The organism is Desulfosporosinus youngiae DSM 17734 (genome assembly GCF_000244895.1).
GTDB classification, from domain to species: Bacteria; Bacillota; Desulfitobacteriia; order Desulfitobacteriales; family Desulfitobacteriaceae; genus Desulfosporosinus; species Desulfosporosinus youngiae.
In genome coordinates, this window is the sequence record NZ_CM001441.1 from 3,247,169 (window position 1) to 3,273,009 (window position 25,841).

The 25,841-nt window shown below is 42.5% G+C and carries 23 protein-coding genes, 1 tRNA gene and 1 pseudogene; 4 read left to right on the forward strand and 21 right to left on the reverse strand.

Annotation, left to right across the window (positions count from 1 at the left end; all coding sequences use genetic code 11):
* Positions 1-145: 145 nt before the first annotated feature.
* Complete coding sequence (locus DESYODRAFT_RS15005) at positions 146-1,057, reverse strand: selenium metabolism-associated LysR family transcriptional regulator (RefSeq protein WP_007784410.1); 912 nt, start codon at positions 1,055-1,057, stop codon at positions 146-148.
* A 216-nt stretch (positions 1,058-1,273) separates the two neighbouring features.
* Here DESYODRAFT_RS15005 and DESYODRAFT_RS27395 point away from each other — a divergent pair, with 216 nt between their 5' ends.
* Positions 1,274-1,591: a hypothetical protein gene (locus DESYODRAFT_RS27395; RefSeq protein ID WP_083842175.1), complete on the forward strand. Its 318-nt coding sequence runs from the start codon at positions 1,274-1,276 to the stop codon at positions 1,589-1,591.
* Here DESYODRAFT_RS27395 and DESYODRAFT_RS15015 read toward each other — a convergent pair.
* From DESYODRAFT_RS15015 to DESYODRAFT_RS15040, 6 genes are all read right to left on the reverse strand, one after another.
* Positions 1,550-2,068: a peptidylprolyl isomerase gene (locus tag DESYODRAFT_RS15015; RefSeq protein ID WP_007784412.1), complete on the reverse strand. Its 519-nt coding sequence runs from the start codon at positions 2,066-2,068 to the stop codon at positions 1,550-1,552. The two genes, DESYODRAFT_RS27395 and DESYODRAFT_RS15015, sit on opposite strands and share 42 nt — an antisense overlap.
* A gap of 96 nt (positions 2,069-2,164) precedes the next feature.
* Positions 2,165-2,539: a hypothetical protein gene (locus DESYODRAFT_RS15020; protein ID WP_007784414.1), complete on the reverse strand. Its 375-nt coding sequence runs from the start codon at positions 2,537-2,539 to the stop codon at positions 2,165-2,167.
* 120 nt (positions 2,540-2,659) lie between these two features.
* Positions 2,660-3,274, reverse strand: coding sequence for a DedA family protein (locus tag DESYODRAFT_RS15025; RefSeq protein WP_007784415.1), 615 nt, complete (start codon positions 3,272-3,274; stop codon positions 2,660-2,662).
* A 68-nt stretch (positions 3,275-3,342) separates the two neighbouring features.
* Positions 3,343-4,806 carry a SpoVR family protein gene (locus DESYODRAFT_RS15030; RefSeq protein ID WP_007784417.1) on the reverse strand — a complete coding sequence of 488 codons (1,464 nt, stop codon included), beginning with the start codon at positions 4,804-4,806 and terminating at the stop codon, positions 3,343-3,345.
* Between the two features lie 11 nt (positions 4,807-4,817).
* Complete coding sequence (gene yhbH, locus DESYODRAFT_RS15035) at positions 4,818-5,960, reverse strand: sporulation protein YhbH (RefSeq protein WP_007784419.1); 1,143 nt, start codon at positions 5,958-5,960, stop codon at positions 4,818-4,820.
* A gap of 18 nt (positions 5,961-5,978) precedes the next feature.
* Positions 5,979-7,880: a PrkA family serine protein kinase gene (locus DESYODRAFT_RS15040; protein ID WP_007784421.1), complete on the reverse strand. Its 1,902-nt coding sequence runs from the start codon at positions 7,878-7,880 to the stop codon at positions 5,979-5,981.
* Positions 7,881-8,136: 256 nt separating this feature from the next.
* Here DESYODRAFT_RS15040 and DESYODRAFT_RS29585 point away from each other — a divergent pair, with 256 nt between their 5' ends.
* Complete coding sequence (locus DESYODRAFT_RS29585; RefSeq protein ID WP_282433032.1) at positions 8,137-8,268, forward strand: hypothetical protein; 132 nt, start codon at positions 8,137-8,139, stop codon at positions 8,266-8,268.
* A 140-nt stretch (positions 8,269-8,408) separates the two neighbouring features.
* Here DESYODRAFT_RS29585 and cobO read toward each other — a convergent pair whose 3' ends face one another.
* The 3 genes from cobO to DESYODRAFT_RS15055 form a co-directional block, all read right to left on the reverse strand.
* Positions 8,409-8,942 carry a cob(I)yrinic acid a,c-diamide adenosyltransferase gene (cobO, locus tag DESYODRAFT_RS15045; protein ID WP_042338637.1) on the reverse strand — a complete coding sequence of 178 codons (534 nt, stop codon included), beginning with the start codon at positions 8,940-8,942 and terminating at the stop codon, positions 8,409-8,411.
* Between the two features lie 2 nt (positions 8,943-8,944).
* The gene (locus DESYODRAFT_RS15050) at positions 8,945-9,472 is read right to left on the reverse strand and encodes a hypothetical protein (RefSeq protein ID WP_007784425.1); all 528 of its coding nucleotides are present in this window, start codon (positions 9,470-9,472) and stop codon (positions 8,945-8,947) included.
* 105 nt (positions 9,473-9,577) lie between these two features.
* Positions 9,578-10,840, reverse strand: coding sequence for a tetratricopeptide repeat protein (locus tag DESYODRAFT_RS15055; RefSeq protein ID WP_007784426.1), 1,263 nt, complete (start codon positions 10,838-10,840; stop codon positions 9,578-9,580).
* An 815-nt stretch (positions 10,841-11,655) separates the two neighbouring features.
* On the opposite strand from DESYODRAFT_RS15055, the gene DESYODRAFT_RS15065 reads away from it, so the two are divergent.
* The gene (locus DESYODRAFT_RS15065) at positions 11,656-12,444 is read left to right on the forward strand and encodes a polysaccharide deacetylase family protein (protein ID WP_007784428.1); all 789 of its coding nucleotides are present in this window, start codon (positions 11,656-11,658) and stop codon (positions 12,442-12,444) included.
* Positions 12,445-12,448: 4 nt separating this feature from the next.
* Here DESYODRAFT_RS15065 and DESYODRAFT_RS15070 read toward each other — a convergent pair whose 3' ends face one another.
* The 5 genes from DESYODRAFT_RS15070 to DESYODRAFT_RS15085 form a co-directional block, all read right to left on the reverse strand.
* Positions 12,449-13,453 (reverse strand): tetratricopeptide repeat protein, encoded by a 1,005-nt coding sequence (locus DESYODRAFT_RS15070; RefSeq protein WP_007784429.1) that lies wholly within the window; start codon positions 13,451-13,453, stop codon positions 12,449-12,451.
* Positions 13,454-13,577: 124 nt separating this feature from the next.
* On the reverse strand, positions 13,578-13,754 hold the full coding sequence (locus DESYODRAFT_RS28250) for a hypothetical protein (protein WP_157137187.1): 177 nt from the start codon (positions 13,752-13,754) through the stop codon (positions 13,578-13,580).
* A gap of 144 nt (positions 13,755-13,898) precedes the next feature.
* The gene (locus DESYODRAFT_RS15075; protein ID WP_007784430.1) at positions 13,899-15,605 is read right to left on the reverse strand and encodes a sensor histidine kinase; all 1,707 of its coding nucleotides are present in this window, start codon (positions 15,603-15,605) and stop codon (positions 13,899-13,901) included.
* A gap of 2 nt (positions 15,606-15,607) precedes the next feature.
* The gene (locus DESYODRAFT_RS15080; protein ID WP_007784431.1) at positions 15,608-16,285 is read right to left on the reverse strand and encodes a response regulator transcription factor; all 678 of its coding nucleotides are present in this window, start codon (positions 16,283-16,285) and stop codon (positions 15,608-15,610) included.
* A gap of 358 nt (positions 16,286-16,643) precedes the next feature.
* Positions 16,644-17,531, reverse strand: a complete 888-nt coding sequence (locus tag DESYODRAFT_RS15085) for a YitT family protein (protein ID WP_042338639.1) — start codon at positions 17,529-17,531, stop codon at positions 16,644-16,646.
* A 313-nt stretch (positions 17,532-17,844) separates the two neighbouring features.
* Here DESYODRAFT_RS15085 and DESYODRAFT_RS15090 point away from each other — a divergent pair.
* Positions 17,845-17,920: transfer RNA gene (locus DESYODRAFT_RS15090), tRNA-Arg, on the forward strand.
* 95 nt (positions 17,921-18,015) lie between these two features.
* Here the strand turns inward: DESYODRAFT_RS15090 and DESYODRAFT_RS15095 are convergent.
* The 6 genes and pseudogenes from DESYODRAFT_RS15095 to DESYODRAFT_RS26660 all read right to left on the reverse strand — a co-directional run bounded on the left by DESYODRAFT_RS15095 (position 18,016) and on the right by DESYODRAFT_RS26660 (position 25,656).
* A complete protein-coding gene (locus DESYODRAFT_RS15095; RefSeq protein WP_007784433.1) occupies positions 18,016-18,702 on the reverse strand; it encodes a dTMP kinase in 687 nt (228 codons plus the stop codon).
* A 344-nt stretch (positions 18,703-19,046) separates the two neighbouring features.
* Complete coding sequence (locus DESYODRAFT_RS15100; RefSeq protein WP_007784434.1) at positions 19,047-20,390, reverse strand: acetyl-CoA hydrolase/transferase family protein; 1,344 nt, start codon at positions 20,388-20,390, stop codon at positions 19,047-19,049.
* Between the two features lie 386 nt (positions 20,391-20,776).
* On the reverse strand, positions 20,777-22,183 hold the full coding sequence (locus DESYODRAFT_RS15105) for a sigma-54 interaction domain-containing protein (RefSeq protein ID WP_242833470.1): 1,407 nt from the start codon (positions 22,181-22,183) through the stop codon (positions 20,777-20,779).
* A 638-nt stretch (positions 22,184-22,821) separates the two neighbouring features.
* A pseudogene (locus DESYODRAFT_RS29250) lies at positions 22,822-22,914 on the reverse strand (sporulation transcription factor Spo0A); the annotation flags it as partial.
* A gap of 200 nt (positions 22,915-23,114) precedes the next feature.
* A complete protein-coding gene (locus DESYODRAFT_RS15110; RefSeq protein WP_007784436.1) occupies positions 23,115-23,459 on the reverse strand; it encodes a hypothetical protein in 345 nt (114 codons plus the stop codon).
* Between the two features lie 148 nt (positions 23,460-23,607).
* Entirely contained in the window at positions 23,608-25,656 is a 2,049-nt protein-coding gene (locus DESYODRAFT_RS26660; RefSeq protein WP_007784437.1) for a phage tail tape measure protein, read from the reverse strand.
* Positions 25,657-25,841: the final 185 nt, after the last annotated feature.

Here is a 25,841-nt window from a genome sequence, read left to right on the forward strand (position 1 = left end):
ATATTATCGCATACTGCCGCAGCGGATTTTAGACTTAGGTGTCGATAGCAAAAATACCCTTACATCGAAAATAGCTCAAAGGGATCATAACCATCCAAACAACGACATTTTGCCCTAACATTTCTTGTCATCGATTACTCGTACCTTATTCCAGCCCCTGGCCTCTGGCCTCCGACCTCTGGCTGGCCAGAAAACGGTAGCATTCATCGGCAATGAGTGTGAGCGGTTTATTTCTGCGGGTCAGCAGATAAAAACCCCGTTCGATGGATAAGTCCTTAACGTTTGCCCAGACTAAACCTTGTTTCTCACAAGATTCCGATGCATGCCTGGAAAGAAATGAAAACCCTATACCAGAACGCACGGCATTTTTTACAGCTTCCGTGCTTCCGACTTCCAAGACAATGTTGAAATCATTTAAATCCAGTCCATGTTTGGAGATTGCTTCTTCAAAGGCTCTTCGATGTCCGGACCCCATCTCACGAATGATCATAGGATCCTCCATAATGGAGTTGATTTCAAGGCTTTCGCACGTACTTAGGGGATGATCACTGGAGATGACGAAACCTAATTCATCGTTCAGCCAAAATTCGGAGGTTAACTTTTCCGTATCAAATACTGCTCCGACAACCGCAAAATCCACTTCATGAGAGAGTACCTTTTCTGCCATCTCCAGGCTGTCACCAATTGACAGTTTAAAGATGATTTCCGGATAGTTTTTGCGAAAGGCGGCTAAGTAGGCAGGCAGCAAATACTCTCCCGGAATATGGGATGCTCCAATATGAATTTTTCCGCTCATTAACTTCTCTGAATCACCAATTTCACGCATAAGCTCTGACCATTCATCAAGCATATGCAAGGCATGCTTATGGACTATCTCTCCTTCCGGAGTCAGGGCAAAGCCCTTTCCTTTTCGATAAAGCAGCTTGACTCCAAGCTTTTCTTCGAAAGCGCGTATTTGGTTGGAAACAGCAGGCTGGCTGATTCCCAGCTTTCGGGCAACCACAGTAAAACTCTGCTCTTCTACCACCTGACCAAATAGCCGCATTAAATCTAACATATTACACCTCGATTTTAAGTAGTTCATTGATATAGATATGTAAAGAAAACTTGGCTGGCGCCCGAAGACACTGTCTTCGCACGTATTAGCCTTCTCGCAGTATATAACGCAATTTTATGCTTTCTGCCCTGAAAAAAGGAACCCGAAAGCTCCAAAACAATCTGAAGAATTTCCAGACCCGCAAGCAGGGCAGCTTCGTCCACAGAAGCGAACCCATTGCATGGAGAGGCGATAAAAGCCCACAAGCCGGTGCGGGGAGACGTAGCCACGGGTTCACATCAGGTACTACCCAGAGGTTTGGCGGAGTCCCGCGCCGGTGAGTGGGCCAGCCTCGGAGTGCTGAGTGAACGGATGTGGGAGAAGCTGCCCGACCCGAGAGACCTATTTTCACCCATCAGTGGTACCGCACAGCGCCATGGAAGTCTGATAGTACAAGAAGAAGAGGGCATGGCCCTCCTCTTCTGTTATAAATCCCTCAACTTCAAAGTGTCACTAGGACAGCAGCGTAACTTTCTTCATTCTCTGGTCTTCTAAAGGTTTGTCTGCCCGATCCTTCGGAACACTTACAATTCGATCCACTTCCTCCATACCTTCGAGTACTTTGCCAAAGGAAGCGTATTGACCGTCTAAATGGCCGGCAGCTTTAACGACAATAAAAAACTGAGAACTTGCGGAATTAGGAGCGGAGGTCCGAGCCATGGATATGACTCCGCGATCATGTTTTAAATCATTTTTAAATCCATTAGCAGTGAACTCGCCGCGGATGGTTTGTTTACTGCCGCCCATTCCTGTCCCATTAGGGTCTCCGCCTTGAATCATAAAGCCCGGAATACAGCGATGGAAAATAAGACCATCGTAAAAGCCTTGTGAAACAAGCGACACGAAATTTTGAACCGTTTCGGGGGCGATGGATGGATAAAGTTCGATTTTAATCGTTTGGTTGTTTTCCATTTCAATGAGCACCATGGGGTTTTGCTTTACTTCTTGGTCCTGAGTCATTTCATTTGTCACCTGAGTGACCTCCTTTATGTAGGTTTGTATCCTTTGTATTATACCACCGGATTCAAACTTTCCCTAATGTATGGAAACTTTTTTTTGCCAAAGACCCTAAAGCATCCATCCCGCCGTTGTATTGTATTCCCTGCGGCCGCTGGAAACTTCTTTTAACCACTCGTCTATCTCATTCAGATAAAAATATTGTTTACTATTTACCGTGAAGTAAGGAAACATTCTTCCGTGAAAGCTGCCTGTTTTCTCCAATATAGACTTTTCCGTCTGAATGATTCCCAGAATCTCGTCTTCTGTCATATTCAAGTATTTAGCTGTTTGAGACAAACTTAACACCTTATTATCGATTGATACTTGGTCTGAATCTCTCATGGCAACCGATTGAATAGAATTTCCAATAAGGTAACTGCCAATTATAAATGAAGTTCCAACAAATAGAATGGCAGTTGTTAGTAAAAAGTTCTTTTTAACCATTGATACCCTCCTCGGCATTATCGAAAAAAACAAAACCTCATTGCTCTTTATAAAAATTCTACATTCTTCTTGATAATTCCTTCCAATTTAATAAATTAATACCTCAGTCAGCGTTCAGAATCAAGGTCTGGCGCGTTTATGGCGTTTCCATATGACATAAAGGATGGCAAGTACTAAACCACCACCAATGACAACATCGGCACGATGAAAGTAGGGTTTGAGCGAATCCCAGTTCTCCCCCAGTTTTTGACCGACATAGATCAAAAAAGTACACCAGATGAACGCCCCAAGAGTCGTATAGGCGGCCATTTTAAAGGGATTCATCCGGGCAATACCTGCCGGCAGGGAAATAAAGGTGCGCATGATCGGCAAGATGCGTCCAACAAAAACCGTGATCTCTCCATGCCGGCGAAAGAGCTGTTCCGTCCAAGCCAATTCCCGTTCATTAATAAAGACGTATCGCCCGTACCGTTTGATAAAGGGCCGCCCTCCCCACACACCGGCATAATAGGCGACAAGACCCCCAAAGAGGTTTCCTAACGTCGCGGCAAGCGTTGCCTGCCAAAAGCTGAAATACCCTCCAAATACCATATAACCCGTAAATGGCAGGATAATCTCACTTGGCAAAGGAATACAAGCACTTTCGATGGCCATGGCCAAGAAAACCCCTGAATAACCAAAGGATGAAATCATAGATTGAACCAATTGTCCGAGGAAGGTTAACACCGTCTCCATATACAGCCCCCTTAACTCACTCAAAACAGACGCTATTTCTAGCATCTGTTTTAAGTAAGGACTATTTTTTAGTTTTCACCTTCATTTTTAGATACCTGACGCCGGCTGACCATCCGGTTAGATGATTCATAGATGTACTTCCTGCCATCAATAATGGTTTCCAAGGCCACGGATTTTCCCCAAAGATACTGAACAAGAGTGAGTGTTTTCTCCAGATAAATAATATCCAGATCAATTCCTTCATGACAATGTTTGAGATACAATCCCCCTTTTCCCTCGTAGTCTCCCTCAATAACTACGATCCGCGGATGCCCTCCATTAACCAATTGTTTCACCAGGTTATCCCTGACTTTCTCCCATTCATTTTCTGTAACCTGCCAGTGCGCACCGACCTTCCGAAAATTAAATAAATTCAAATCCTTAACTAAGTCCCGGCTTAGGTGATTGCGGATGAAGGAAAGGTCATTTTCGGTCTCGCGCACTTCAAATAATTCCTCCAAGGTTTTATCTTCAGCAAGGTCTTCCCAGATTTTCACGCCTAAATAATAAGGATTTAACCCCATACGGGATGGCTGAACAACTTGACTGTGCATCAGTGCAAATTCCAGAGACTCGGCATCCGTTAAATCAAGTTCCCGCATAATTTTAGCATGCCAGAAAGTAGCCCAACCTTCATTAATGATTTTAGTTTCGATCTGAGGATAAAAATACAAGGATTCTTCACGAACAATGCTGACAATATCTTTTTGCCATTCTTCCAGACCGGGTGCAAACTTAATAATGTAAAGCAGCAGATCTTCGAATTCCTGCTCAGGCGAGGATTCTGATTCATCGTCCGACAGATCCTCCCAAAGATCTTCGTAGGCTGACACGACTCTTCTCTTGCGCGTTTTTTCTTGCGCATCTCCACAAGAGTTTTTTGCTGAGTCCCCACTGCATTTGCCGCCGCAGGCATCACTCTGACAACTATGTCCAACCTTCCTGGCTGAAAAATTCAGCTTGCGTCCTTTTTCCGTTTCATCCTTAGGCCCGATATGGGCCCGATAATCCACATGTTCTTGAATAGCCAGGACTGCATCCATGACTTTCTCAACCTTTTCCCGTCCATAGCGGATTTCATAGTCGCGGATTCTCTCAGCGTGGGCGCTCATCCGCTCCACCATATCCTTCGGAGTACGTGAGAAATAGTGATTATTTTTGAAAAAATCCACATGGGCATAGACATGCCCTATCACAAGTTTGTTTTGAACTAATCCATTCCCCTCTAACAAGAAGGCATAGGCGGGATTGGTGTTGATCACCAATTCATAGATCCGGCTTAAATTCAAATCATATTGCAACTTCATCCTGTAAAAAGCTTTGCCAAAGCTCCAATGGGTGAAACGCACCGGCATTCCATAAGCGCCGAAGGTATATAATGCTTCCGCCGGAACGACTTCAAAATTCACAGGATAGAAATCAAGTCCCATGCCACGGGCCACTTGCGCAATATCCTGCGCCATATTACTTAAGGCTCGCATCTCATTGACCATGACTTCCCTCCTTAAGAGAAAACAGTTTTAAGGGCATCGTAAACCTCATTGCGGTCCCTTATGGTTACCAACCGCAGCTTAGGATCAGCAATGCGCTTTAACGTTGACATTAGGGTACTGGAATAATGGGTTCTTAAGATTTCTCCATAGCCCACTACCTGACTGACTTCAACCAAGTTTTTCATCAGGGACAGCGCCCTGGCATTATCCGAGCCAATATTATCCCCATCCGTAAAATGAACGGGATAAATATTATAATGAGCCGGGGGATACTCCTTTTCAATTAAATCCAAGGCATACCTATAGACGGATGAACAACGGGTTCCTCCACTTTCGCCGCGAGTAAAAAATTCCTCCTCCGTAACTTCTTTTGCTTCAGTGTGATGAGCCAGGAAGCGCATCTCAACATTTTCGTATTTTAAACGCAGAAACCGTACCATCCAAAAAAAGAAGGTTCGGGAAATATATTTTTCAAATTGGCCCATGGAACCTGAGGTATCCATCATCGCCAGGATAACCGCATTCGTCTCGAAATTCGGTCGTGTTTCCCAAGTTTTGAAGCGCAGGTCTTCCGGAGATATCTTTAATTTAGCATCTTTCGTCTGTTTTTTGGAAAAAGCTTGCCTCTTGATACTTTCAAGCAAGGTCCGTTTTTTATCCACATTAGCCATTAAGCCTTTTTTGCGGACATCGTTAAATTCCGGGCGGTCATGGGCAATGAGGGGCCTCTTTTTATCATCTAAATTAGGCAGTTTTAATTCTTCAAAAAGGATATTGGCTAAATCCTCATAGGTAACCTCTGCTTCATAAATATCCTGACCCGGCTCTTCGCCTGCGCCGCTCCCCGGACCTCCTTTACCTTTTCCTTTACCCTGTTCCCGCCCCAGAATATCTCCGGGGGACATCTTTTTGGTCCCTTGCCCGGTATGATTTTGCTTATTATAGTCATACCGAAAACGAAATTCCTCAAGAGAACGCATGGGTATCTTAGTGTTTTTTTTGCCATCGGATAAAATGATGCTTTCATCAACAATCAAATCTCCCATTTGTTGTTTGATGACCTCTTCAACCTTTTCCTTATGCCTGGTCTGGTCAAGATGTCCTTTGCGATGCAACGTCCAGTCATCATGATTTACGATGATGTCATCCGGCATACAAATCCCCCTTCCTCTCTAGCGGTTCAGGAGGGCGCCGACATACTTCACGATCTCATTGGCGCAGACCGGGCAGTAGCCATGATCTTTAACGAGCCGGTCCATAACATGGTTGATTCGTCTTAATTGATCCTGATCCGGATGAGCGACAGAGGTCGTGATCTTAACAACATCCTTAAGATCCGCAAACAGTTTTTTCTCTATAGCTTCTTTCAAGCGTTCATGAGATTCATAGCCAAAGGTTTTTCCTTTGCGGGCGTACATTGAAATCCGAATCAGAATCTCCTCACGGAAGGTTTTCTTAGCATTTTCTGAAACTCCGATTTGTTCTTCTATGCTGCGCATAAGCTGTTCATCAGGCGCTAATTCTTCCCCTGTAATTTGGTCGTATAGTTTGGTTGAATTACAGAAGGCCTCCACATTATCCAAATAATTGTTCAGCAGCGACTTAGCCGATTCTTCATAGGCATAGACAAATGCCTTCTGAACTTCTTTCTTAGCCATTTCGTCATATTCCCGGCGCGCCACAGCAATTAGATTGAGCAGATTCTCCTTTTCGTCCTTCATAATCGATGTATGTTGGGATAAACCGTCTTTTAAAGCTCTGAGAATATCCAAGGCATTGATGCAGGCATGTTCATCACGAATCAGAGCGGTTGAAATACGGTTGATGACATAACGCGGATCCACGCCGCTCATGCCTTCACCTTGTTCTTCCCCCTCCATGGACAGCTCTTTGATATCCTTTTGATTAAACCCTTCCACATCCTGGCCATCATAGATACGCATCTTCTTAACCAAATCCATACCTTGCTTTTTCGAGGGCTTTAACCGGGTCAGGACACTGAAGACTGAGGTTGCCCAGAGACTATGGGGCGCCAGATGCACATTTTTGATGTCGCTTTGACTAATTAACTTTTCATAAATCTTAACTTCATCACTGACTCGAAGATTATAGGGGATTGGCATAACGATAATGCGGGATTGCAAGGCTTCGTTTTTCTTATTGGCCACAAAGGCTCTGTATTCATTTTCATTAGTATGAGCAATAATCAGCTCATCCGCAGAAATCAGCGCAAAGCGGCCGGCTTTGAAATTGCCTTCCTGGGAGAGACTTAACAGATTCCAAAGGAATTTCTCGTCCGATTTTAACATCTCCTGAAATTCCATCAGACCTCTGTTGGCTTTATTAAGCTCCCCATCGAAACGATAGGCACGGGGATCGGATTCCGAACCATATTCCGTGATCGAAGAAAAGTCAATACTTCCTGTCAAATCTGCGATATCCTGAGACTTAGGGTCTGATGGAGTAAAGGTTCCAATCCCAACCCGCTGCTCTTCCGAAAACAAAATTCTTTTTACTGGAAAACGTTCAACTTCACCGGCAAATTCCTCATCCAAGCGCAAGCGGCAAACGGGGCATAAATTCCCTTCGATACGTATCCCGTAAGTTTCTTCGAATTGTTGGCGTAAAGATACTGGCAATAAATGCAGGGGATCTTCATGCATGGGACACCCGTCGATAGCATAAACCGCTCCTTCCTCTGTCCGTGTATAATCCTCAAGTCCTCTTTTCAACAGGCTGACGATTGTCGATTTGCCACCACTCACCGGACCCATTAAGAGTAAGATTCGTTTGCGAACATCTAAACGCTTAGCTGCACTATGGAAATACTCTTCAATAAGTCGTTCCAACGTTCTATCCAAGCCAAAGAGTTCTTTGTCAAAAAAATGATAGTTTTTGTGATCCCCGATTGTTTCCACCCCAGCCGCTTTGATCATCTCATAAATTCGAGCATGGGCATGCAGCGCCAAATTGGAGTTATTAGTAACCAACTGCAAGTAATTAGCAAATGTACCGCTCCAAGCCAGTGCAGCCTCAACTTCACGATGTTCACGCAGCCACTTAATGACTTCCATAGTAGCCCTCCCTTCTCCAACAACAAGCTTTGTCAGGATAATACTTTAATATATATGCCTGGCTGGAGAAGATAAGTCGTTATTCATTTAAGTATACTCATCAGAAAACCTAAAGGGACAATTATGAATTGCCCTCCATGGCCTTACAAATTCATCCTTTAAGCGCCTTTAGCGGTATGGAGGCCTATTATGAAAAAACCATCCTAAAACTTAAAGACCCCCAAGCAGGGCAGCTTCGTCCACAGAAGCGAACCCATTGCATGGAGAGGCAATAAAAGCCCACAAGACGGTGCGGGGACACGGAGCCACGGGTTCACATCAGGTATTACCCGGAGGTTTGGCGAAGTCCCGCACCGGCGAGTGGGCGAGCCTCGGAATGCTGCGGTGAGCGGATGTGGGCGAAGCTGCCCGACCCGGGAGCACTCTCGTTTTCATCCTCTGCTGGCACCGCCTTAGCGGCATAAAAGGCACAAAAAAAACATCCCTCAAAACAAGAGATGTTTTTTTTAATAATTTATACTAGAAGAATCAAAACTCAATCCCTTTACGCGACATAATCCCCTTCTCATAAGGATGTTTCTTCGGAACCATTTCCGTTACCAAATCAGCTCTTTCAATCAAGGCCTGTGAAGCGTTTCGGCCCGTCAAAATCAATTCAACATGAGGCGGTTTTTTACTCAGCAGTTCGAGAACCCGACTTTCCGGAATCAGTTCAAACCAAATGGCATTTACAATCTCATCCAAGATAACAATATCCCAGTTCCCGGACAGAATTAATTCTTCAGCTCTTAAGAAGGCTTTATTGGCTTCTTCAAGATGCCCCTCAAGGTTTTCCCCTTTATGAACCCAGCCTTGCCCTCCAAAGTGTTCAAGCTGGCATTCCGGACTTAAACGTTTTATACCATCTAATTCACCGTAGCCATCGATTCCTTTCATGAACTGAATGATGTAAACCCGGAATCCGTGACCAACTGCCCGTAATGCTAAGCCAAAGGCTGCTGTTGTTTTCCCTTTGCCATTTCCCGTATAAATCTGAACTAATCCTTGAGCTAAATTTGACATCATTACACCTTCCGTATCCATTTTTCGAGCTGCGGATGTACATAAACAACGTTCGGCGAAATTAAAATTTCCGGAAACCGCTCCAGGGTTTGTCGATTAAAGGATATAGAAAAGAATAATTTAATAGCTGACTTCTCATCGGCAGCCCTTAATTCTACTTTATCAGGATAAAGATAATAAGAATAGTTCCCGTCACGCCAGGAGATTTCCAATTCACCTAATTTTAGGTGAATAATTCCAAACTCCTCAACTTTAACATAGGCTACGCTGGCAAAAGATTGCTTAAGACGTTCCGCTTCTATCGCAACCTGTCCAACTTTAAATTGGGATTCTAAGAGTTGTTCCACAATCAGCCGGGCCGGAATAGAAATGTCTTCAAAAATCCGCCGCTCGCTTCTTATCTCAACAAGAAGCTGTTCAAACTTCTGGACATGGATCGAACGAACCTGATAGGCCTTCTTTAAAGCTTTTTCAAACGTGAGATACACATCTTCCAAGCATTCGAGAAGTATTGGGTCTTCCTCTCTCATCTTGATCATCCCCCCGTCCCCTTTAAGGAGCAACTTCTATAGCTTATTCTATCTGAATTTCAATAATTTATAAAGCTCTTTTAAATAATTTTGGAAATATCCCAACTATTTCTTCCTGCGCAGGCGTTTTGATACCTGCTGGACTCTGGATTCAATCCAATCTGTTACTATTTCCGCATCACGCGCTTTCTTCAGAGCCTTCCAGTAACATTCTAAAGCATCCCTATAATTATGCCGTTTTTCGTAAAACTCAGCTAAATGGATTAAAGCATCCAACGTAAACCCCCCATGGAGTTGAGATCTATCCTCTGACTTATCCTGAAATTTAAGAGGATCTTCCCTTTGCTCCCGTATTCCCTTAAGGAGGGCCAAAGCTTCATATACTTCACTGATGCGCTGCTCATCCCGGAACAATTCAAAGAGGCTTAAGGCCTTCAAATAATATAATTCAGATTTCGCCAAATCCATGGAAATGAAAAATAAGCTTCCCAAATTCTGATAGCGTAAGGCCATATCTAAATTTTTATGCGGATAAAAATCAATCGATAGTTCAAGGTAACTTCTAGCCTCTTGAAAATGTTCCAGGTTTTGCTCAATTTTACTTAGAAAATAACAGCTTTCACTAAATCCCTCTTTTGTGTCAAATCCCAGACTGAGGGCCACAGCCCTTTGTTGACATTCAAAGGCCAAAAACATTTTATTTTGGTCAAAGTAAAGCAGAGCCAGGTATTGAAGGGTTGTTGATAAAGCCACCATATCCTGGATTTGGGCGAAAATTTGACAGGCGTGTTTTAGTTTGCTTATGGCTTCATTTTTCTGCCCCAGCCGAAAGCATAATTCCCCTGAAAGGACCACTAATTCTGCTTCCCCTTTAGGAAAACCATACAAACGACAGAGTTCCAGGGCTTGGGAATATGAACGTTTAGCTCCGGCCCATTCTTCGAGAGCCGTATATACTTGACCCAGGTCTGCATAAAGCATACCAAGCCTTAACTGAGGAGATGTTTTTGGGTAAACAGCTATTGCTTGTTCATACTCGGCTGCCGCGTTTTGAAGCTTGCCCCTTTTAACCGAGATACTTGCTAAACCGGCCAAGGCTTCAGCCATACCTTTAGCATTCTGAAGTTCTTGACAAATGCGTAAAGCCTCTTTAAATCCGTCTTCCGCAAACTCCAGATTTCCCAGGCGCACTCTTACCGTCGCTAAAAGCCGTAATGTAAATGCCACGATTTCCGGTACCGTCAATTCATAAGCTTTTATAAGACCCTGAATAAAATATTTTTCAGCTTTAAGATATTGTTCATCTCCAAGACACTGTGTTCCGCTTTCCATAAGGTTCCGCCAGGCATATAACTCTCCATCGTACATATCAATCCCCTCCGTGTCTGCTCCATCATATGCACGAGTGGATTTATTGGGCATATTATAATGATATAATTTGAAATAACGACATCAATCAGTGAACTCTACATAGCCGGTTAAGAGCTTTAAGGCGAACCAACTTGCAACCTAGACATAAAAGTCGAAATATGATATCTTATTCTCAAGAAGGGAGTGTTTGGCCTTGAATACTTATCGTCCATCACAGGCTTCAAATTATTGGATGTTTGCACTTAAATTACTTATTCTCATTCTCGGGCTATCTCTTTCGGCCTTGATCTTGAGCAAAGTGTTTTCATTTGTATTTACCATTGCCTTCTTCTTAATCCGTATTCTTGTTTTTATCGCAGTTTCGTTTGTTGTCCTTCATTTCTTTCTCAAATTATTATTTAACGTTGATTTAATTTACTCCGGCAAGCGGTTTATTCAACGCAGAACTTACTAAGTTTTTCCGGTATCCGCCAAGAAGTAAATCCCAAAGTCTCGCCTTCGGATTCCATCGGCGGCTATTTAAAGAAAACTTGGCTGGCGCCAAACGGCACCAGCCTTAGTTGCATTTATGCTTAGACGACGAAGACATTGTCTTCGCACGGGTTAACCGTTCTTGCAGTATAATAACGAAGTTTTATACTTTCTGGTAGTACAAAAAAGCCTGCTGCCGCACAGGCTCAAATGCGTTATCCGCAAACCAAAATTTATAGACTTTCCGTACAATAAAAAACGCCTTTTCAGGCGTTTTTTTGTTTTACTCCTCATGATCTTACTAACAAATGAATATCCTTTAGTCGAAGGAGGAGTGCCAAATGCGGATTATTATTTTCAAACGGCCCTCATGGCGAAATGTTGCTCTCTGGGGAATTTTGCTGTTCGTCATGCTGGCTTATCGTGAAAATGTCACAACTGTTTTTTCCGGAAAATTAAAGCCAATCTATTCAGTCAACGTCAACACCAAGTCTATTGGTCTGACCTTCGATATCAGTTGGGGGGAAAAGACAGCCGAACCAATTCTGGATATTCTTAAGCAAGAAGGAGTTCAAGCCACGTTTTTTCTTTCCAGTCCTTGGGCCGATAAACACCAGGAATTAGTGAAACGAATGGTAGCCGATGGTCATGAAATTGCTTCTCATGGCAACCGTCACATTGATTTGAATACCTTAGGGGCAGGAGAAATTGAAAAAGAAATCACCTCTGCCCAACAAGTTCTGGAACAAATAACCGGTAAACAGGTGCGCTTAATACGTCCCCCTAATGGAGCTTATAATAACAAGGTCATAGCAACCGCTGATAAGCTGGGGTATCGTGTCATTCAATGGAGCGTTGATTCACTGGACTGGAAGCGCCCCGGCCCCAGTGCCGTCGTTAATAACGTACTTAATGGGTCCAAGGCGGGAAGCGGAGCAAAACCCGGAGACATCATTTTATTTCACGCCTCTGATTCCGCGCCGGATACCGTTCAAGCCTTACCCATCGTTATTCGGAGTCTCAAAAGCAAAGGGAACACCTTGCTCCCGGTCGGAAATCTGCTATCTGAAGCGACCAGTACCTGGCCGCCTGAAAGTAATTTAAAAGAAGAACCAAGCAAACCTCAGTAACTGTCTAGCTGGTTTCAGCCACTACAGCACGCAGCTTTTGTTCGGCCTTTTCCCGATCGATCACCTGATTCAGAGCTTTTTGAGCATCTGAGTTTAATTCACCCTCTAATCCTTTGGCAAGCGCCTCAGTCAGCAATTTTTTTCCCTCTTCCAGCTTACCCTGCCCTAACGCCTGAATTCCATTGACATAGTTTATGCAGGCTTCCCCCTGGGGCAGTTCTTGCAGGGAACTCAGGCTCTCAGACAAAGCTTGGGAGTTGTCTTGACGGATGGCGAGGATAGCTTTTTTAGTTTCATATAACCCATTGCCCTGACGCCAGGTTTGGGTATCAATCCTTTGACTAAGCTCAACAGCTTTAGTCCATTGCTCTTGCTCTATGGCCATATTAAAGGCCATAGACAGATAGGCGGGATTATGCGGATTTAGTTCTTGAGCAGCTTGAAGCTCTGTTTGCGCCCCTTGAGGATCTCCCAGGATCAAAGCTGCCTGAGCTAAGCTTAAATGTCCCAGGATCTGCTCCTCCACGGATAACTCCTTCCACTTAAATCCGGTTTCCGCAAGTAACTGCCGGGCTTGCCCAGCATCTCCTTTAGAGATTAACATCAATCCTTCACCCAGTCCTTTGAGACTGCTCTCACTCATACTATCCAAAACATTCCGGGCGTCTGTAAGCTTGCCCTCTTGCAGATAAAGCAGATACAGCCAAAACCGATGCTTTTCGTCCTGATATGAGACCAGCTTTGACTCTAAGTCTTGACCACCTACATTAAGTTCCAGCCACAGTTTGGTATCTTTAACAAATCCCAGCTTATTTAATAAGCCTGCATTGGTCTCTACCCAAAGCAATTCTTCCTGAACCTTTGGGATATCATAAATGCTTTTTGCTTGCCGGATTTTCTCCATATGCCAAACGAACGGTCCGGCAGTAAACAAAAAAATAATAACCAACAACAGCAGGAATACTGCCTTGCGGCGACTTCTATACCCTCGTTTGCGTCGTTTTATCAATCTCTATCCCTCACTTTTATATAGCGGTTTTCAACGTTGTGATAGCGAACTCCTCCATAAACCGTACTTGAATCATATAAGAAAACTATTAAGGTGTAAATGAAAACTGTCTTTTTCTTTATATTTACCGAACGCAGTTATTACTATAAGGAATTTTAGCCCTAAAAATCAAGAGCTTTCCCCCTTTTTCCTGCCTTGATTGCCTAAAAGCAAGACCGGGAGAGAGTGTCAAGAACGGCGATGCGCTTGTTTGTTCTTGAGATTCCCTCCCGGCTTTGCCGTTTCTATCAACTTCAGCCAAACTGTAACCTCCCTTAGAGCACAATTATACACTAAATAGATAGGCTAAGTTCAGCACTACCAATCACTAGAAAAAGGAAGTGATCATAAAGGCAGTTAATTCTCTGCCTTTATGATCACTGGCACCCATCATCTGTCAGCAAATTCAAGTGAATTTAAACCAGAATACCACACCTTCAGCCGTATTTTTGGCACCATAGCTGAAGTGAAATAATTCCAGGATGGTCCGGGCAATGGCCAGACCCAAGCCTGTGCCCCGGCTTCCTCCCCGCGACTCATCCCCTTTTTTATAGGGCAGCCAGATTTCTTTAATCTTTCCTTCAGGGATGTGGCTGCCGCTGTTAAACAGTTTAAAGGTACCGGTGCTGATTTCGATCCCGATCCTTCCCCCCGCCGGGGTATGGTCCAGAGCATTGACAAACAGATTATCAATCACCCGTTCCATTAAGGAGGGGTCTGCTTTGACCACTGCCTCCCCTTCCAGACCTATCTGAATGAGCTTTTCCGCACAAATCTGCCGGTAACGGTCCAGGACCCGGGTACACACGACCTGAAGGGAAACCTCTTCCGCTTTTATGGGCAGCAAACCGGCTTCCAACCCGGACAATTCCAGCATTTCCCGGAGGATTTTATCCATCCGCTCCACATTGCTCTGAATGCCCGCCGCATAGTGCTCCCTTTTTTCCGTCCGGACATTTTCCCTGAGATTCTGAGCATAGCCGGAAATAATGCTTAAGGGGGTTTTCAGATCATGAGCCAGAGCGTTGGTGGTATCCCTGCGGAATTGTTCCAGCTCCTCCCGTTTGCGGTAGGTCTTGTAGGTTTGACCGGCCAGTAGCAATGCTACGCTGAGAAAGGTGATCAGACAGGCCGCCCAGATAAAGACCAGGGTGTCCCGGCATTCATCCCAAAGATTGACCTGGCGGGCAAAGACGGTCCAGAATTCACTGTAATTGCCTTGGTCCTCCGTTGATTTGATCGTATTTTGGTAAGGCTGGGGCCAATAGAAGTGATAGGTCAGCCCCCTCACCCTTTCGCTGAAGTTATAATCCCTATACGGAAGATGCTGTACAACTTCCTTTAACTTTTCCTGATCCAGGACCAGCTCACGTAGGCCGGCCGCTTCCTTCTGATCAAGAAGGCGGTTATTGACAGGCTGAATGCCGCCATATTTGAAATAGGGTAATTTTTTGCTATTTTCCTTGTAGTCCGAAGTATAGATTATTGCATTTAAATCTGTTCCGCTGCTTGACTTAAGCTGCCCCTCTTCGTCGAAAGTGTCCGCATACATGGGCACCACTTTAATTTTCTCGGGAATAATCATTTCGTTATCCACCCAGAGTCCCTCCAAATCGAGAGAATACCCGACCAGATCACCAGCCTTTTCCGCCTGAGGCTGGGCGTTCAGATAATTTTCCAGTTCCGCCGTTTCTTCTTCACTGAACCACTCCCGGGGGTTTAAATAGCCATACCCAGCATAATTGGTACTGCCTTCACTGTATTCTGTATAGCTGCATTCCCAGTAATCGTTGGTATTGTAAATCAAGCTGTAATCCCCTGAATAAAGGGCGGCTTCTGCCCCCGAATAGCTTATGAAAGAAATTTGTTTCGCCAATTCCTTTTTCAGCTTCGCCGTATCCCTCCGCTGCCCACTGTTCTCCGTGGTATTCCCCAGGATATCTTCAACCCTGTTATTGACCTGCAAAGCAAGAGCACGCAGCTCCAAGCCCTTTACTTCCTTCTCCCGAGATATCAGAAACAGGCTGAAAGCTGTCATCAGCACCAGGTAGGTGGCCATTAACGTCCCAACGATACGGAGATAGATTTTCCTCTTTATTTTAGTTCTCTTCAAGACTATCCCTCCAATTTGTACCCTCGTTTGATGACGGTTTTAAGTTGCCCTGCAGCCTCTCCCAGGGCTTTGCGCAATTTTTTCACATGGTTGTCCACGACTCTTTCATTGCCTGCAAAGTCATAGCCCCAAATGCGGATGAGCAGGCTTTCCCGGCTCACGATCCGGCCGCGGTTCTCCAGGAGTATTTTCAAAATGGCAAATTCCATGGGGGCCAGAACTGCTTCCTGGTCATTGACAAACACCTGACAACGAAAAAGATCCATCCGGATGCCGCCGGCTGAGATTATCTCGTTGCTTGCCATCCCTTTAGCCCGTCTGAGCAAAGCCGTAACCTTGGCATAAAGTTCCGCCAGGGAAAAGGGTTTAACGATATAATCGTCACAGCCCAAGTGATATCCCTGCAAGCGGTCCCGCTCCTGATGTCTGGCCGTTAGAAAAATTATGGGCACATCGCTTCTTTTCCGGATCTCCCGGCAGATGGTAAATCCGTCCACCTCCGGCAGCATGACATCCAGCAGTACTAAATCGTATTCCTGCTCAAGGCATTTCTGCCGGCCTTCCTCGCCGCTCGGGGCCGAATCCAGCCTGAAGGTCCCGCCGCTTTTCTCAGTAAAATAGTCGCTGATGATTTCCCGTATCTCCGGATCATCTTCAACCAATAGCAAGTTAATCGTCATGTTTTCACCTCTAAGGATAGGTTACCATACCCATCTATCTTTCCTGTATCCTTGTTAAACTTTTTTGAGTGAGAGCACCTTCAGATATTCGGAGCAAAAAAGCAAGGAAACACTTTTTCAAAATCGTGTCTTGTCAGTGGGGTATTACAAACTCTTCCTTTCCGCATTTTGACATAAAAAGAGGCTAAGTTCTAAATAGTCATTGAAACTGACCTAAAAACTTAGCCTCTTTTTATATCAAGAAATCCTATCCAGCAGTATTCAATTTTTTCTGCTTTCTAGTTTTACTGTTGCCTATCATCATTTTATAATTCACTGATGCGTTGTGAGGACATTTTAGCTAATCCTTGCAATCCGCTTAATGACCCTTCCATGATGAAAATCCTTCTCCTACTACTTCCGGTACTTCGGAAATCGCCACAAAAGCCAGAGGGTCCTGATCACGGACAATTTCCTTAATTTGTGACAATTCCGAACGGTTTATAACACAATAAACAACTTGTTTAGCCTCCCCCGAAAAAGCCCCGATCGCTTGAAAAAGGGTTACCCCCCGCTCAAGCTTGGCCATAATCTGCTCGGCAATCCTCTGGGGCTGAGTTGTCACCACCAGGACGGACTTCGAAACACTTAAGCCTTCTTGAACAAGATCCACAACACGTGTCGCAATAAACATGTAGATCATAGCATACATGGCCATTTCCGGCCGAAACAGGATAGCAGCAACCAGGAAAATGACGGCATCAATACCAAGCAGGATCTGTCCAACACTGAAGGACGTGGTTCGGGCAAACAATACTGCCAGAATATCCGTACCGCCAAGTGACCCTCTGGAGCGAAAGATAATACCCATTCCGATTCCGGTAAGAACTCCTCCGGATATCGTAGCCAACAATGTGTCATCCGTTAATGCAGGGAAATTCGTAGTCAGAGAAAGGGTTGCGGAGAGAACAGCAACACCTACAATACTGAACACTAAAAAATCTCTTCCCACCATTCGCAGCCCTATAAGAAACAAGGGCAAATTTAACATTAGAACAGCCCAGCTGACCGGCCAATTGAATAAGTAATGAAGGATGATGGCGATTCCTGTGACTCCACCATCGGCAATTTCATTGGGTATTATCAACGTGTTGATGCTAATACTCACAATGGTTGAGCCTATTACTATCCCAATAAAATGCTTAAACAAATGCCATGTGAAATAGTCTCGTAACCGTCTTATCAAGAGAATCCCCCGTCCTCGCATCCAACAACACCATTATTACTGCATTACGCCTGCTGAATAATGGTGTTGCCATAATTTCATATTAAATTATACAGTAGAGTCTTTCAAGAAACAAATTCAGGGCCGGGTCTAAGCTTTTCCGTATCATGAGAAAACAAACGAAAAACCACGCTAATAAAGAACAATACCTTTTAGATTAATTCATAGTGACACGTTCTCAAAACATTTTTTAGAACACGTTCAGGGTGATAATATCACCATCAACAATAATTCCTATAAATTTGGCTTGACAAACCACTCATAATTGATTAAATTATTATAGTGTCCTAAATAAGCGCTCGTAGCTCAGTGGATAGAGTGACGGTTTCCGAAGCCGGAGGTCGCAGGTTCAAATCCCGCCGGGCGCACCACGAAGAATTTAGCCGCAACCTGTTGCGGCTTTGATTTTTTAAAGTAATAAGGCAAGGGGTGGCAATTTTAATTTGCCACCCCTTGCCTTATTACTTTAATCAACCTCGACATCAATCAAGTTCTTTACAATTTCGTAAATCTCCTCATGAATTTCTTCCTTACTCTTAAGTTCACCGTTACGCACACAGTTTATCATAGTCCAGCCATAGGCTTCTTTTATCTGAGTGGCCGTGTTATATGATTGAAGCAGGTAATCATAATTTCTTTCATGTATGTCCTTTTCCGGGTCACCAAATTTATTCGATCGGTTACTCATAAGTATTTGGCTAAATTCCGGATGCATATCGAGGAAAATAACACAATCAGGTACCGGAAGCCTGAACTTTACAAATTCCAAATCCCATAACCACTTAAGATAGTCTTCTCGTTCGACAAGATTCGTTATTTTAGCTGCCTGATGAACCATATTCGATGTTGTGTACCTATCTGCCAAAATAATACCGCCGCTTTGATAGAAGCCTTCCCACACTCGCTTGTAAGATGCATATCTATCGGCAGCATAAAAAGTAGATGCTGCATAGGGATTGACATCATTTGGGTCGCCGCCGAATTCTCCATTTAAATACATCTTGATGAGGGCAGAGGAATCGCTCTGATAGTCAGGGAATTCGACCTTTTTGACTCTATAGTTAGATGAGGCTAGTTTATCAAACAATAATTGGGTTTGCGTAGCCTTGCCACTACCATCTCCAGCTTCTATTACTATTAGCTTACCCTTCAAGAAAACCGACTCCTTTTTTACTCTTTAATATAAGTATAAGTCAAACTACTTCTAATTTTTGAGATGGTAATTAGCCCTTACCCTATCAGACAGTGTATCAATAAAAAGGCATTTCAACAACTCTTTAGTCATTATTATAGTCTAGCTATTCAGTGAAACCGAAAGCACCTCTCTTTTTTCCCTCAAAGGTAAAAGAAAGGTGCTTCCAAACACTCTGAAAATAGTTCGTACCCCTTAATAATTTCAATAAGTTTCATAACCGGTACGCTCGCCGGGTAACAGGTCCCTTAGCTGCAGGCTACTTTCCTTGAAAATTTGGTTTGCTCTGTAAGGGCTGGCTCGAATCAGACTCGTTTATTTGTTTTACGCCAAATATTCATAGTTTCTGCTTCCTTTATGAGCTCATCTCGTTTGTCAGGATGAGCTATGCTAATTAGTCTCTCCGTTCGCTCCCACGTTGATCGTCCAGCTAAATCTGCCTTTCCGTATTCGGTAACAATAATATGAGTTTGTGAACGAGGGACAGTTACAATCGAACCAGTTGAGAGTGTGGGAATAATGCGGGATTGCAATACTCCCTGCTTATCAATGTAGCTGGAGCGGCAGCAAAGAATGGATTTTCCCCCTCTGGACATAAAGGCTCCTGTGGCAAAGTCAAGCTGCCCGCCTGTACCACTGATTTGTCGGGTGCCGGAAGATTCGGAGGAGACTTGACCGAATAGATCGACTTCTAAACAGTTATTTATCGAAACCATATTATCATTCATAGCGATGTTGTAGGGGTTATTAATATAGTTAGATGCATATGCTGCCAGTCCGGGATTATTATCTATCCATTCATAAAGAAACGGACTGCCCATTGAAAAGGTGTACGTTGACTTACCTTTATCAATTCCCTTAAACTTATTGGTAAGTTTGCCTGCCATATATAGGTGATAATAAGCGTCAACCATCATTTCAGTTTGACAACCCAAGTCTTTAAGGTCAGATTCTGCCAATAATGTACCCACAGTATTGGGCATTCCGCCGATACCTAGTTGAATACATGAACCATCAACTATTTCATCAACGACGAACTGCGCAATCTTTTTTTCGACTTCTGTCGGAATGGCAGGGGCAAGGGTCTCCACAGGTGATTCTGCTTCAACAATAAAATCCACCTTTGAAATATGAATGCACTCTTCACTCCCCCCCATCGCCCAGGGCAGCTTTGGATTCACTTCTACAATAATCTTTTTAGCCATTTCGCACTGAGCAGCGGTTGCTGCTACTGCGCAGTGAAAGTTAAAGTAGCCATGTTTATTCATTGAGGTAACCCTAATCATAGCTACATCTACTTCGTTATATAAACACTTTCTATAAAGGAGCGGTTCATTTCTAAAAAGCATAGGTATGCAATTAACCAGGCCCTTATCATGATTCTTACGGTCTGTACCTCCAAAATACCAGCTATTAAAGGTGAAGGTTTCGCCGTTCGGATCTTGTTTCCAGATCTCATGCTCTTTCAAACTAAGGGTACTCCTAATCTTTATGTCTTTCAGTTCATCTTTGCGATTAGCCAAAGCCTTATCCAGAGCATAAGAATGGCCCATCGCCGTACCCAATTCAACCCAATCCCCGTTCTTAACGATTTTCACTGCATCTTCTGGACTCGTTAGCTTAGAACGATATTCATCTGCATACGACATTTACATAACCTCCTCAAAATATGCCGAATCTGGAATGATAGATAACTTGTATTGATGACTTCTAAAAATAGAACAGTATTTTTGCCCTCTTTTGCCAGACCTCCCTCCTTTATTCTCCCTTGATATGCAAACTTTGTGCCGACATTTCATAGAACCGCAAAGGCTAGCCCCTAAAGGGTTGGCAGATCAGGTAACTGACCTATAAGTTAGAATTTTGGCAATATTCCATCAAATTTATATAGAACGGGTTATAGAGGCCTATTCAGCCATTGTCATAAATGCAAAGGTTTGCAGAAATGCGAATGAACAACAAATAATAGCCCCCGCACCCGCCTGCTGGCAAGCACAAAAGCTATTAAAGTGTGAGATAGGCTGCAGAATGACATTTAGTCCATAGAAATTCCATATTTTTTTAGTTTGCGGTAAAGAGATGACAGGTCGATTCCCAAAAGTTCAGCCGCCTGCGCTTTATTAGAGCCTGTCTCCTCCATAACCTGGGTAATGATTCTTTGTTCAAATTCATGGGTTGCTTCTCTCAAGCTTTTCCTACCCGGCGACCAAGTAGCACTTATCTTGTCAAAAATAAATGTAAAATGCCTTTGATCAAGCAAATACGCATTTTCCATGTAAGCCAGGCTCATGGCCCTTTCCAGGACATTTTCCAGTTCGCGCACATTTCCTGGCCAGACATGCTTTTTCAACATTTCAAGAGCTCCTCTGGAAATTCCTACAACTGGAGTCTTCAAACGATCCTTCAATTTATGGAGTAAATATTCGACCAGTAAGGTGATATCTTCTTTTCTATGACGGAGAGCCGGTACTTCCACCTGTACCACATTCAAGCGATAATAAAGGTCTTTCCGAAAAAGACCTTTCTCCGCCATACTTTGCAAATTGCGGTGGGTAGCCGAAATTACGCGCACATCCAGCTTCACAGAGCGATTTCCGCCTAATCTCTCTATCTCTCGCTCCTGTAAGACTACTAGCAATTTACTTTGAAGGCTGAGCGGAATTTCTCCTATTTCATCGAGAAAAATTGTACCATGATTGGCTAGTTCAAACTTTCCCAGTCTGCCCCCTTTTTTCGCTCCGGTAAAGGCCCCCTCTTCATATCCAAAAAGTTCAGCTTCCAGCAAATTCTCTGGAATAGCAGCACAGTTCACTCTTACAAAGGGTTTGTGGGAGCGGGCGCTCGCATTATGTATAGAATGGGCAAAAAGCTCTTTGCCGGTTCCAGTTTCACCGGTAATAAGCACCTTTGTTTGGGTTTGGCGGGCTACCTGTTTGGCTAAGGATACGGAATGCAAAAGCCGTTTATCATTTCCCACAATATCATCAAATTTATATTGTGCAGTATGGGATTTATGTACCTCCTCCCTGAGCATAGTAATGTCAGACAAGAGATCTTCTACTAAGGTCTTGGAATCCCATATATTTAAAGAAATAGAGTAAGCAAAACAGCCTACAATTTCCTTGTTTTTAAATAAAGGCACAGAACAGGCAATTAGGTGTTGGCCATTAACCTTCCAATTGTAAGCTGTGATTGCTTTACCCGTCATTAACACTTTGGCGGTTTTGGTGGCAGGTGTAATATCTGTAAGTGGTTTTCGCAAGACTTTATCCATAGGTAATTGTAAAATCTTTAGATATGTTTTATTTATAAAAGTTACTATATTATTCTTATCTACAATAACAACAGCCATATAAGGATTTTGATCAAATATTTCACCAAAATTTCCACCTTCGCACAGTTGGGTTAAGTCTTTATTTAGTTGGGACAGGTGGCTATTCAAATTTTCTCCTCCTTCTGTTTTTAGTAGAGGAATTGTAGTGCCATAGAATATTCTTCGACACATACAATACTATTCCCTCCCCTAATTCCACAAGTTTATTTCAGATCCCGTACTCATAATTTAGAACATCAGGGGGACTGGGTTTAAAGTATTTTACGTGGAACGAAAAAGCCCCAAAATAGAACTTTGATTAACAGTAATCAACAGGAAGATGATTTAAGCACGAAACTTTCAAGCAGCGGGATAACCCATTAAACAGTGAATTATGACAAAGGTTTTGTCCATGAAACAGTTTCGATTCAGCAGCGTTTATCGTCGAAAAACGATTTTTTAAAAAAATTAGAGACCAAGCATCTGCCTGGCCTCTAATTGACAACTATTCAAATTGCCTTCTATCTACACAATCTTTAAAATTAAAGATTCAAACGGTAATAATGTGCTCTCCAACGACTTTTCTCAGGTATTCTTTAAATATGAGGTGCTGTCTTTATTTAAAATAAACAAGGTGACATTATAAACTCTTTTGCTCACAGAATTTGTATTTTCTGCGCTCTTCCAATGATTCCACGTGTATCAACAGTTATATTCCCGAAAGTTTACCGCACAAACAGACCCCAAAAACGCTTGGTGTCACTGATTTACGACACCTTACTCATAACTCTCAATTTATCCGCAAGAAGCGCTATAAACTCAGAGTTGGTAGGTTTTTGTCGCTCTATGTTCATCGAATAAAACCTAGTGATATCAACGGTTTCAGACTTTCTGCAAACACTCTATTCATTTTAGTTTATTGACCTTTTTGTGAAAATTAGTCAATATATATACATATTTTATGCCATTATTTAGGGGAAGTCAATTAATCAATATAGAAACAAAAAGCCCCAAGCAATTTAATGCCTAGGGCTTTCATTTACGATATCCTAACTCTCTTTTATTTAAAGATCAAATCCGAACAACCTATAAATAAGACCATTCCTAGGAAACCTAATAAAGTGAATACAGTATTTTTCACGTCATACCACTCTTGATCTTTGACCCTCACAATCAGTAGCAGTAAAAAAAATGGAATGAAAAATTTAAGCGTATACACAAGCATAATACTGTTGTTAAGGTGAGAAGCAATCACTATTACGACTTGATAAAATATGTATCCTGCTATACCTGATACTCCTGTAATCACATCAATAATTTCTTTACTTCTAAAATAATATAGTATGTAAAACAGACTAACGATGATTGGCAATAGGCACCATACTGTAAAAGCATATTTTATCAAGTAACCACACTCCTCACTGGCTTTGTACATATTTATGGTGGATTATGTAACTTTACAACTTGATTAAAGAATATTTTTTATAATACCTTTTCTAATCAATAATAATTGTAAAATAATAAAAGGCTAGGATTTTACTCCTAGCCCAATGCTACTTAACTCCAACCTTCTTTAAATTAGTTATTATACTACCGAATACATAGCCTGCTGCCTTATCCATTTCTTTCTTCGTTAATCCATTACCGCCACTCACATTAAAAGTGATTGAATTATTAAATACTGCTGGCATTCCTGCACTAGATGACAATGTTGTCTTATTCGCCGGATTAAAAGGATTATATTGTGCTGGAATTATTGCCTCGCCCTGGTGAATTAAAGCTATCTGATCATTCGGTACAAATGGAGTACCTACGGCATAAGCAGGAATATCATCCTTACTATCATCTTTAGAGGACATTTTACTTTGTGCTGAATCCCAAATGGACAATTTATCTTTAATCCAGCTTATTGTGTCATTGAACCATGATTTCAAATTACTCCAGACAGATTTAATCCCATCCCAAAAAGATGAAAATAATTGATACCCCGAAGAATAAAAACTACTCGCAAACCCTTTGATTGATGAAACAGCATTCGTTATTGATGAACCAAGCCAACTAGTTATTGAAGACCACACCGATTTAAAAGCATCAAACAGTGCATTCATTATTGAATAGCCAAGACTTAGGAAATTTCCTATTGCCGTAGTTAATAAGGATTTGATAATATCAAAACTTGTCTTAAATATAGCTTTAATCAGTTCAAAGACCTTTTGGGTGAGATTTGTTAATTCTGTCCCAAAAGTAGACCAATCACCTTTTAACAATGCTGTGGCAACATTAAATACTCCAATAATAATATCAAAGGCAGTCTTTATGATTAATGTGATTCCATCAAATATCACTTGATTTTCAGTGTAAAAGTTCTGCAAAATGGATATCAATACCCCGATTAACTCACCAACAGATATTAATACTTCTCCAACAAAATTCAAAGCATTACCAATAGTTCCTTTTATTTGTGGCATATTTGTCTGAACCCAAGTTGCTAATTCGTTGATAATGGGCAGAACCTTTTGACCCATAGGTATTAAAATGTCTGTCTCTAAACCTCTCTTGATTCCAGTCAATGCTTCCCCAAAAGAATCATATTTGACACTGTTAATCTGACCAAGTGCATCAATATCAAGTTTTGCATAATCCCCAATGTCTGCAAGTGCTTTAATCCCATTTATCCCCAAATCCTCAAATTGAGTTCCAAAAAGTGCTACACCTGCTGCGTTTTGTGCGAGTGGATCATTCAATTGCCCTAATCGACTAATGACATCTTGAAAAGCTTTTTGTGCTCCATCTCCACCTTGAGCGAAGGTATTAAACATCTCATCAGCATTTAGACCTAGTGCCTCGAATCCTTGAGCACTTGCATCAGACATGTCTTTAGATCTGATACCAAATTCCTTAACGGCATCCCCTACTTTGTCCATCTGAAAGGCTCCACTTTTTGCCCCTTGGATTAGAGTGTCAGTAAACTCCTCAGCACTAATTCCAAGTTGTGAAAAATGTGGAGCATATTCTTTAAGCACTTCAGTCAAATCACCATTTTTATTTGCTCCCTGTTGTGCTCCTTGTGCCATCAAATTATATGCTTGTTCAGCAGTTATCCCGAAATTGGCCATTAAAGCATTAACTGTGTCAATACTTTCACCCACATCCATGTCAAAAGTATCTCTCATCATTAATGCTGTCTGAGTTGTACTTTCTAGCTCTTTACCAGTTAAACCCATAGTTTGTTTAACTGTTGCCATACTTTGAGCAATATCATCAAAACTTTCACCAAAATTATTAGCGTAAATATTGGTTAATGATTCTTCTAATTGCTTTGTTTCTTCTGCTGTTGCTCCTGTTTGCATGGACAATTTATTTAATGATTGTTGAAGCTCATCAGCACTCTTGATCCCTTTTAAACCCATACCTACAAGTGCAACCCCAACCGTAGCAATGCCGCCAATAACTGCACCCTTCAAAAAGGAAGTAAAACCACCAAATTTACCTTCTAACTTATCCACATTGCCCTCAGCACTTGACATTCCAGAACTGAACCCTTCAGAATTCAATTCCAAATTATATTGATATGTAGCTAAATCTATAGTTGTAGAAGCCATGTTTATTGTCACCTCCTTTGCAAACAAAAAGGGTTAGTAGGTATAAAACCTATTAACCCTTTTGATAAAATTCTGAATTCCTTAATTTGTTTAAGTCAGGTTCAGTCTGATACAATCTCTTTGATTTTGCTAATAATTCTCTTCCTTCAGGCGTTGATTTCAATTCAAGTAACCGAAAATGCTTT